This is a genomic window from Streptomyces durbertensis (assembly GCF_014156695.1).
Taxonomy (GTDB): Bacteria; Actinomycetota; Actinomycetes; order Streptomycetales; family Streptomycetaceae; genus Streptomyces; species Streptomyces durbertensis.
In genome coordinates this window covers 1-7,750 of record NZ_WMLF01000252.1, presented here as the reverse complement: position 1 = coordinate 7,750, position 7,750 = coordinate 1, and the positions used below count along the sequence as shown (strand labels likewise).

The 7,750-nt window shown below is 71.2% G+C and carries 11 protein-coding genes; 4 read left to right on the top strand and 7 right to left on the bottom strand.

Going from position 1 to position 7,750, the window contains the following annotated elements:
- Nucleotides 1–39: 39 nt before the first annotated feature.
- A complete protein-coding gene (locus tag GL263_RS16935; protein ID WP_182856560.1) occupies nucleotides 40–1,497 on the bottom strand; it encodes an aldehyde dehydrogenase family protein in 1,458 nt (485 codons plus the stop codon).
- A 145-nt stretch (nucleotides 1,498–1,642) separates the two neighbouring features.
- Entirely contained in the window at nucleotides 1,643–2,482 is an 840-nt protein-coding gene (locus GL263_RS16930) for a Sco1979 family transcriptional regulator (RefSeq protein ID WP_182856559.1), read from the bottom strand.
- A gap of 333 nt (nucleotides 2,483–2,815) precedes the next feature.
- Between GL263_RS16930 and GL263_RS16925 the strand changes: the two genes are divergently transcribed.
- Entirely contained in the window at nucleotides 2,816–3,364 is a 549-nt protein-coding gene (locus GL263_RS16925; protein ID WP_182856558.1) for an ATP-binding protein, read from the top strand.
- Nucleotides 3,365–3,888: 524 nt separating this feature from the next.
- Here the strand turns inward: GL263_RS16925 and GL263_RS16920 are convergent.
- From GL263_RS16920 to rpmG, 5 genes are all read right to left on the bottom strand, one after another.
- A complete protein-coding gene (locus GL263_RS16920; RefSeq protein ID WP_143647053.1) occupies nucleotides 3,889–4,125 on the bottom strand; it encodes a DUF397 domain-containing protein in 237 nt (78 codons plus the stop codon).
- Between the two features lie 341 nt (nucleotides 4,126–4,466).
- Nucleotides 4,467–4,706: a 30S ribosomal protein S18 gene (rpsR, locus tag GL263_RS16915; protein ID WP_182856557.1), complete on the bottom strand. Its 240-nt coding sequence runs from the start codon at nucleotides 4,704–4,706 to the stop codon at nucleotides 4,467–4,469.
- A 319-nt stretch (nucleotides 4,707–5,025) separates the two neighbouring features.
- Entirely contained in the window at nucleotides 5,026–6,204 is a 1,179-nt protein-coding gene (locus GL263_RS16910; protein ID WP_182856556.1) for a CobW family GTP-binding protein, read from the bottom strand.
- Nucleotides 6,204–6,458 carry a type B 50S ribosomal protein L31 gene (locus GL263_RS16905; protein ID WP_143647050.1) on the bottom strand — a complete coding sequence of 85 codons (255 nt, stop codon included), beginning with the start codon at nucleotides 6,456–6,458 and terminating at the stop codon, nucleotides 6,204–6,206. Before GL263_RS16905 ends, GL263_RS16910 begins: the two co-directional genes overlap by 1 nt.
- Nucleotides 6,459–6,533: 75 nt before the next feature.
- A complete protein-coding gene (gene rpmG / locus GL263_RS16900; RefSeq protein ID WP_143647049.1) occupies nucleotides 6,534–6,698 on the bottom strand; it encodes a 50S ribosomal protein L33 in 165 nt (54 codons plus the stop codon).
- Between the two features lie 54 nt (nucleotides 6,699–6,752).
- Here rpmG and rpmB point away from each other — a divergent pair, with 54 nt between their 5' ends.
- The 3 genes from rpmB to GL263_RS16885 all read left to right on the top strand — a co-directional run.
- The gene (rpmB, locus tag GL263_RS16895) at nucleotides 6,753–6,989 is read left to right on the top strand and encodes a 50S ribosomal protein L28 (protein WP_143647048.1); all 237 of its coding nucleotides are present in this window, start codon (nucleotides 6,753–6,755) and stop codon (nucleotides 6,987–6,989) included.
- Nucleotides 6,989–7,294, top strand: a complete 306-nt coding sequence (gene rpsN / locus GL263_RS16890; protein ID WP_182856555.1) for a 30S ribosomal protein S14 — start codon at nucleotides 6,989–6,991, stop codon at nucleotides 7,292–7,294. The genes rpmB and rpsN overlap by 1 nt, the downstream gene beginning before the upstream one ends.
- A 197-nt stretch (nucleotides 7,295–7,491) precedes the next feature.
- Nucleotides 7,492–7,750, top strand: a 259-nt coding sequence (locus GL263_RS16885; protein ID WP_182856554.1) for a hypothetical protein, incomplete at its 3' end; no start/stop codon positions are given.

The window sequence follows — 7,750 nt, the reverse complement described above, 5'->3', positions numbered from 1 at the left end:
CCGGACGGGGGGCTCGGGCCCGCGGCGCGAAGACGCGGCTCAGAAGGGGAACGTGCTGCGGCCGTGCTGGACGGCGATCCAGCGGGTGGTGGTGAAGGCCTGCACGAAGTGGTCGCCGTTGAGGCGGCCGACACCGGAGTGCTTCTCGCCGCCGAACGGCACGATCGGCTCGTCGGCGACGGTGCCGTCGTTGACGTGCATCATGCCCGTCTCGACGCGCCGCGCGAACGCGACGCCGCGCTCGACGTCGCCGGTGTGGACGGCGCCGCTGAGCCCGTACAGGCTGTCGTTGGCGATGCGCAGCGCCTCCTCCTCCCCGTCGAACGGGATGAGCAGCGCGACCGGTCCGAAGACCTCCTCGTTGCGGGCCGCGCAGCCTTCCGGCAGGTCGGTGAGGACGCTCGGGTGGACGAGGTTGCCGTCGACGCGGCCGTGCAGCAGCGCGGTGGCGCCGTCGGCGAGCGCCTGGTCGACGGCGGCGGAGACCCGCTCGGCCTGGCTGGAGTTGATCAGCGGGCCGATGAGCGTGGACGGGTCGGCGGGGTCGCCGACGGGCAGCTTCCGCACCTTGTCGACGAACTTCTCGGTGAACTCGTCGGCGATCGAGCGGTCGACCAGGATGCGGTTGGCGGCCATGCAGACCTGCCCCTGGTGCACGAAGCGGCTGAAGACGGCGGCGTCGACGGCGTAGTCGATGTCGGCGTCGTCGAGCACGATGAGCGCGCTGTTGCCGCCGAGTTCGAGGACGACGTGCTTGAACTCGCGGGCGGCGACGGTCGCCACGTGGCGGCCGACCTTGTCGGAGCCGGTGAAGGAGATCGCCTTGGGCACGGGGTGCTCGATGAGCGCGTCGCCGATCTCCGCGATGTCGGTGACGACGACGTTCAGCAGGCCGGGCGGCAGACCGGCGTCGGCGAGGATGCGGGCGACGAGGCCGCCGCCGCAGATCGGGGTGTCCTGGTGCGGCTTGAGCACGACCGCGTTGCCGAGCGCCAGCGCCGGCGCGACGGACTTCAGCGACAGCAGGAACGGGAAGTTGAACGGCGAGATCACCCCGACGACGCCGACCGGCACCCGGTAGACGCGGTTCTCCTTGCCGTCGACCGGGGACGGCAGGATGCGGCCCTCGGGGGCGAGCGCGAGGTGCGTGGCCTCCCGCAGGAACTCCTTGGCGAGGTGCAGCTCGAAGGCGGCCTTCAGCCGCGTGCCGCCGAGTTCGGCGATGATCGCCTCGGTGATCTCCTCCTCGCGCTCCTCGACGAGCCGCACGGCCCGCTCGAAGACGAGGCGGCGGGTGTAGGGGTTGGTGGCGGCCCACTCGCGCTGGGCGCGCTCCGCCGCGCGGTACGCCTCGTCGACCTCGTCGCGGGTGGCGACGGTGATCGAGCACAGCTTCTCACCGTTGTACGGGTTGATGTCGATGATGTCCCAGGAGCCGCTTCCGGGGCGCCATTCACCGTCTATGTACTGCGAGGCCAGTTCCGTGAAGGGGTGCATGCCGTTCCTTCGGTGAGTGGGAGGTGATCAGCGGAGTGATGGCACGTCATCTTACGTGTGGACGCGCACAGTTGACCGTTCCCGCCCGGTTCTCGTCCGTCTCCGACAAAGCCCGCGCCGGCGGCCGGACCGGGTACGGCGGCCGTCAGTACTGCTGGCGGATCTTGTGCAGGAAGGTGCGGGTCTCCTCGGGCGAGAGGCTGTTCTCCGTCAACCGGCGCATGACGCCCTCGTACTGGTTGACCTCCTCCGCCTTGTCCAGGTAGAGCGAGCCGGTCAGCTGCTCCAGGTAGACGACGTCGGAGATCTCCGGCTCGGGGAAGCGGAGGACGGTGAACGCGCCGCTCTCGGCGGGGTGCCCGCCGAGTTCGAAGGTGGTCACCTGGAGGTTGATGTTGGGCAGTTCGGAGAGTTCGGCGAGATGCTCCAACTGGGCGTCCATGATGGCGTGGCTGCCGAACGGGCGGCGCAGCGTGGCCTCGTCGAGCACGCACGTGAGCGTGGCCGGGTTCTCCTTGAAGAGCAGCTTCTGGCGCTCCAGGCGCAGCGCGACGCGGCGGTCCACCTCGTCCTCGGGCACCTGCTCGCGGTGGCCGCTGGAGACGACCGCGTGCGCGTACGCCTCGGTCTGGAGCAGCCCGTGCACGAACTGGACCTCGTAGGTGTCGATGCCGCAGGCGGCGCCCTCCAGGCCGACGTACGTCTGGAACCAGCTCGGCAGCACGTCGCTGTAGCTGTGCCACCAGCCGGCGATGCTGGACTCGCGGGCGAGGTTCAGCAGCGGCTCCCGCTCGGAGTCCTCGGTGACCCCGTACAGCGTCAACAGGTCAGCGACGTCACGCGCCTTGAAACTCACCCGTCCCAGCTCCATCCGGCTGATCTTGGACTCGGAGGCGCGGATCGCGTAGCCCGCCGCCTCCCTGGTGACGCCCTGGCCCTCCCGGAGCCGACGCAGCTGGGACCCGAGCAGGATGCGGCGCACCATCGAACCGCCCGCCCCGCCTGTCCCACTTGATCCGTTTGATCCGATCACTCCGCCTGTCACCGGATTTGCTCCTATACAGATAAGACGCCCACCCTCATTCGACTAGCAGTCTGCCATCTCCGGGCTCCGTTGCGTGCCCGCTCGGTTACACACGATCGAAAAATACGCGTGCACGTGCATCTGCCCTTGCATCCGCAGACGGCATTGGCAACCATGGAGACAGTCCAAGTGCACTTTGTGCACGCCCATTTGGGCTTCCCGAGACCATCGGGACTGCGCCGCCACGGGACCTGCCCTGGTCCCGACAGCCGTCACGCCAGGGGGAGCTTCATCATGGTGACCGAAGGACTGACCGTGCTGGAGCCCTTATGGCAGGGCCTCCCGCCGGCCGACCCCGACAGCCTCTCCGGTTCCGCCACCTGCGCACTCCCCCCGCACTACGAAGCGGTCCGGACCGCACGGGAGTTCACCCAGGTGACTCTCAACGCCTGGCAGCTCGGGGGGCGTTGCGACGACGTCACACTCGTGGTCTCCGAACTCGTCACCAACGCGCTGCGGCACGGCCTCCCGACGGCCGGACCCGGCGGCGCGTTCGACCCGCCGGTGCGGCTGCACCTGATGCGCTGGGCGTCCCGGCTGGTCTGCGCGGTCCGCGACCCCAGCGGACACGCGCCGGTCTCCGACGAGGACGCCGACGGACTGCCGACCACCACGGCCGGCTACGCCGACGACGACGCGGAGTCCGGACGCGGCCTCTTCCTGGTCGAGGCCTTCAGCGACAGCTGGGGCTGGGAGGCGGTCGACGGACCACCGGGCGGGATATCCACGGGCAAGGTCGTCTGGGCCCTGTTCCGACTACCGCCCGACAAAGCCCGCGCGTGAGGCGCGGCCCGCACGTCACGTACGGCGGGCCGCCCCCACACCCGGCGGGACGGGTCCACCCCGCTCCCCCGGGCACGGGCGCCGCGCGCTCGGCGGACGACACGGCCCCACGTCCGCCGGGCCCGGTCGCTACGCGCGAAGAAGCCGCCGCGAACCGGCGGCGGTCCACCGCGCCGCAGCGGCCTCGCACGGCAGCAACACCACGGCCGCACACCGCAACACCACGGCCGCACACCGCACCACAGCGGCCGCGCACGGCAGCACAGCGGCCCTGCACCGCGACACCGCGGCCGGATTCCGCACCGCGGCGGCCGCGCACAGACAGACGGCGGGGATCCCACGGGCCGGGTCACGGGGGTGTCCGGCACCGGGAGATCCCCGCCGTCACGCGCATTTCCTCGGCTCGCGGGAGGACGGATGTCGCCTGCCGGTCGGAGCCCGCGCCCCTCCCGCTCAGACCACCGGCACGGCCGGTCGTCCACTCGGCCGCCCCGTCACGCCGGCCGAGTGGACGGCCGACACCGTCAGTCGGCCACCAGGTGGTCGAACTCGCCGTCCTTCACGCCCAGCAGCAGCGCCTCGACCTCCGCCGGGGTGTACACAAGCGCGGGGCCGTCCGGGAAGCGCGAGTTGCGCACCGCGACGTCACCCGTCGGCAGCTTCGCGAACTCCACGCAGGTCCCCTGGGAATTGCTGTGTCTGCTCTTCTGCCATCTGACCCCGTGAAGGTCCTTGGACGCCATGCCGTTCTGTATGTGCATTGGCCTCTCCCAGGTAGTTCAGGACCCAACTTCCTGGGATCATAACCGCGTTCACGTGCTGATGCATGTGCCGATGCACGTGCACGACAGCGTGTCGCGGCTTCATCACCCCCGGTCAGAGCCCCCGACGAACGCACCCGGACGCGCGCCGACCCATGTCGACCCATGCCGACTCGTGCCGGCCGGCGACGTCCGGTGCCGTTTACACACGAATAGACGTGCCGGACGCCCGTCGGGTTCACCACGTGGCGCGCGGCACAAACACCGCGGGCCCGGTGCCACCGACGATCGTCGGTGGCACCGGGCCCGGGAGACGCGCCGCCCTCAGCACGGCGGCACGCTCAACGCACGGGACCGTACGGCAGCAACGCCATCTCCCTCGCGTTCTTGATCGCCCGCGCCAGGAGCCGCTGCTGCTGCGCGCTCACCCGCGTCACCCGACGGCTGCGGATCTTCCCCCGGTCGGAGATGAACTTCCGCAGCAGGTCGGTGTCCTTGTAGTCGATGTACGTGATGCCGGCCGCGTCCAGCGGGTTCGGCCGGGGCCGCACGGGCTTCCCGGCGTTCTGACGACGTGCCACGACAGTTGTTCCTTTCGATGGATAGATGAGAAATCGCCCCGGGAGGCGGCTGGCCCCACCGCGCCCGGCCGTCCCGGGGAGGCGGGAACGGCCAGGCGAGGGAGGGACCACCGCCCCGGCACTCCCAACGCACTGGGAGCACCGCGGGGCGGTGGTCGTCCAAGGGCGGCACCGCCGGTCGGCCACCCCTGGACGCTTCTGGAGACGCCCGGCCCTTCGCGCCGACCGGCCGCCCCAACACGGCCGGTTCCGCACGCGTGCCCGTCACGACACTGGCGTCCGCCCGTACGCGCCGAACCGGGCCGCTCGGCGTCCGCCCTCAGGAGGCGACGGGGTCCAGCAGCGCGTCGAAGGCCGGTGACAGGCCCTTCCACGCCGAGTGCCCTGCGGCGTACTCGGCGTCCGTCAGCAGACAGGAGTCGAGCAGCGCGACGAGGTTGTCCCGGTCGAGGTCCGGCGAGGTGAAGACGAGGTGCTGGACGCGGTCGCCGTGCTCGGGGTCCCAGTCGAGCGCGGCGGCGGCGCGGCGGACGGCCGGCGTCATGTCCCACGCGGCGTCCGGCAACGCGGCCAGCCACGGCCCGACGCCCTCCACACACAGCGCACCGCCCGCGCAGTCCCAGGCGAGCAGCGTGTCCGGCCGGTCCGCCAGCCAGAAGCGGCCCCGGCTGCGCGCCGCCGCACAGCACAACTCCTCCAGCGCCGCGTACAGCCGACCCGGATGGAACGGCCGGCGCCGCTTCCACACCAACGTGGTCACGCCGTCGGCGTCCGCCTCCTGCGGCAGCAGCGCGCACGCCGGGTGCTGCCGGTCCGCCGCCTGCGCGACCGAGAAGCCCCCGGTCAGTGCCGCCGCGAAGTCCTCAGCCTCCACCGGCACCTGCCGGGCCGTCGGATGCAGCTGCGTCAACAGCTCACGATCCGTGTCGTCGGCCGACTCCTCGCCCTCCGCGAGCGCGAGCACCGTCGGGTATTCCAGCTGCCGGGCGAAGGTGTCGGCGACGGTCCGCTGGTCGGCCGTCGCGGCGGCCAGCCCGGCCTCCGCGAGATCGTCCCCGTTCCCGAGGTACGGCAGCACCAGCGCCGGATCGACCGCCGTCACGACGCCCGCCAACCGCAGCGCGTCCCCGCTGTGCGCGTGGACGACCTCGGCCATCGCCTTCGGCTCCACCGAGTCCCACAGCTCGACGACGGCCAGCCGGCACGTCCCGCCCGCCGCGAGGCGCAGCAGCTCCGGAATCAGGTCCTCACGCAGCGCGCAGCACGCGCAGTTGTTGACCAGCGGCGTCTCACCCGTGTCCAGCACCCCGCCGGCCTCCCGGACGACCCGGCGCACAGGAGCGCCGGGTGTCCGCGCCGACTCGGACAGGTCGTGGTGCAGCACCACACTCCCCGGCACGGTCGTCAGCAGCCGGTCCACGGCCGCCCGGCGGGCGTCCGAGTGCAGCCCGCCGACGATCACGACGGGCAGCGGCGGTGCTGAGGCGTACGCACCCATCAGCGGGCCTCACGACGGGCGTAACGGCGCTCGAACCGCTCGACACGGCCGGCGGTGTCCAGCACCTTCGCCTTGCCGGTGTAGAAGGGGTGGCTCGCGGAGGAGATCTCGACGTCGATGACGGGGTAGGTGTTGCCGTCCTCCCACTCCACGGTGCGCTCGCTGGTGGCGGTCGACCGGGTGAGGAAGGCGAAGCCGGCGGCGTTGTCACGGAAGACGACGGGCCGGTACGGCGGGTGGATTCCGGGCTTCATAGGGGCACTCCTGGTTGCTCTCGGCGCGTACGCGCCCGACGCGCGGCGCGCCGCCGCGACGGGCTGACCGACCGGTCAGCGCTGTTCGCGGAAGACGACGTGCCGGCGGGCCAGCGGGTCGTACTTCCGCAGCTCCATCCGGTCGGGGTTGTTACGGCGGTTCTTGCGCGTGACGTAGGTGTATCCGGTGCCGGCCGTCGACCGGAGTCGGACGACCGGGCGCAGGTCGTTGCGTGGCATGCGGGTACTATACACAAACGAAAATCATTTCCATCTAGCCGGAGGAGCGACCCCGTGTCCGCCCACTGCCAACTCACCGGACGTGCCCCCACGTTCGGCAAGCAGATCTCCCACTCCCACCGCCGCAGCTCACGCCGCTTCAACCCCAACATCCAGCGCAAGCGCTACTGGCTGCCCAGCGAGGGCCGCTTCGTCCGCCTCACGCTCAGCACCAAGGGCATGAAGACGGTGGACACGATCGGCATCGAGCAGGCCGTCGCCCGCATCCGCGCCCGAGGGGAGAAGGTCTGATGGCAAAGAAGAGCAAGATCGCGCGCAACGAGAAGCGCCGCGAGATCGTCGCCCGCTACGCCGTCCGCCGCGCCGAGCTGAAGGAGATCATCCGCAACCCGGCCACCAGCGACGACGACCGCGCCGCCGCCCAGCGCGAACTCTCCCGCCAGCCCCGCGACGCCAGCGCCACCCGCGTCCGCAACCGCGACAGCGTCGACGGCCGCCCCCGAGGCCACCTCCGCGCCTTCGGCCTCTCCCGCATCAACCTCCGCCAGATGGCCCACGCCGGCCACCTCCCCGGCGTCACAAAATCCAGCTGGTAACGCCCCCACCCGTCCGGGGCGCCCACCACCACTCCGCGCCCCGGACGGGTCCAGCGGCCACGCGCCCCAACCCACTCCCGCAACGCCGGCAGAGCTGCACGTCGGCCCGAGCGGATCACAGGCGAGGCCGGAGCCCAGTTCTCCAGCTCTCACGTCAGACGGGCCCGCGACCCGCCGCCACACGGCAAGATGAAGCAGTGGCCACCACGCGACGCGAGCACCTCGAAGACCTCGTCCACTGGCGCCGCGATCTGCCGACGCTGCTCCACGCCCTCCGCCGTCACACAACCCCTCCCACCACCGTCACCTTCACCCGCTCCCACGCCACCACCGCGCTCGAGAAAACCCTCGCCGGACTGGCCACCACCACTCAGCTCACCGCCTGGGCCCAAGCCGTCCACTTCGAGGAAGACGTCGACATCAACGACAACGACCTCGACCTACTGACCCAGTTCC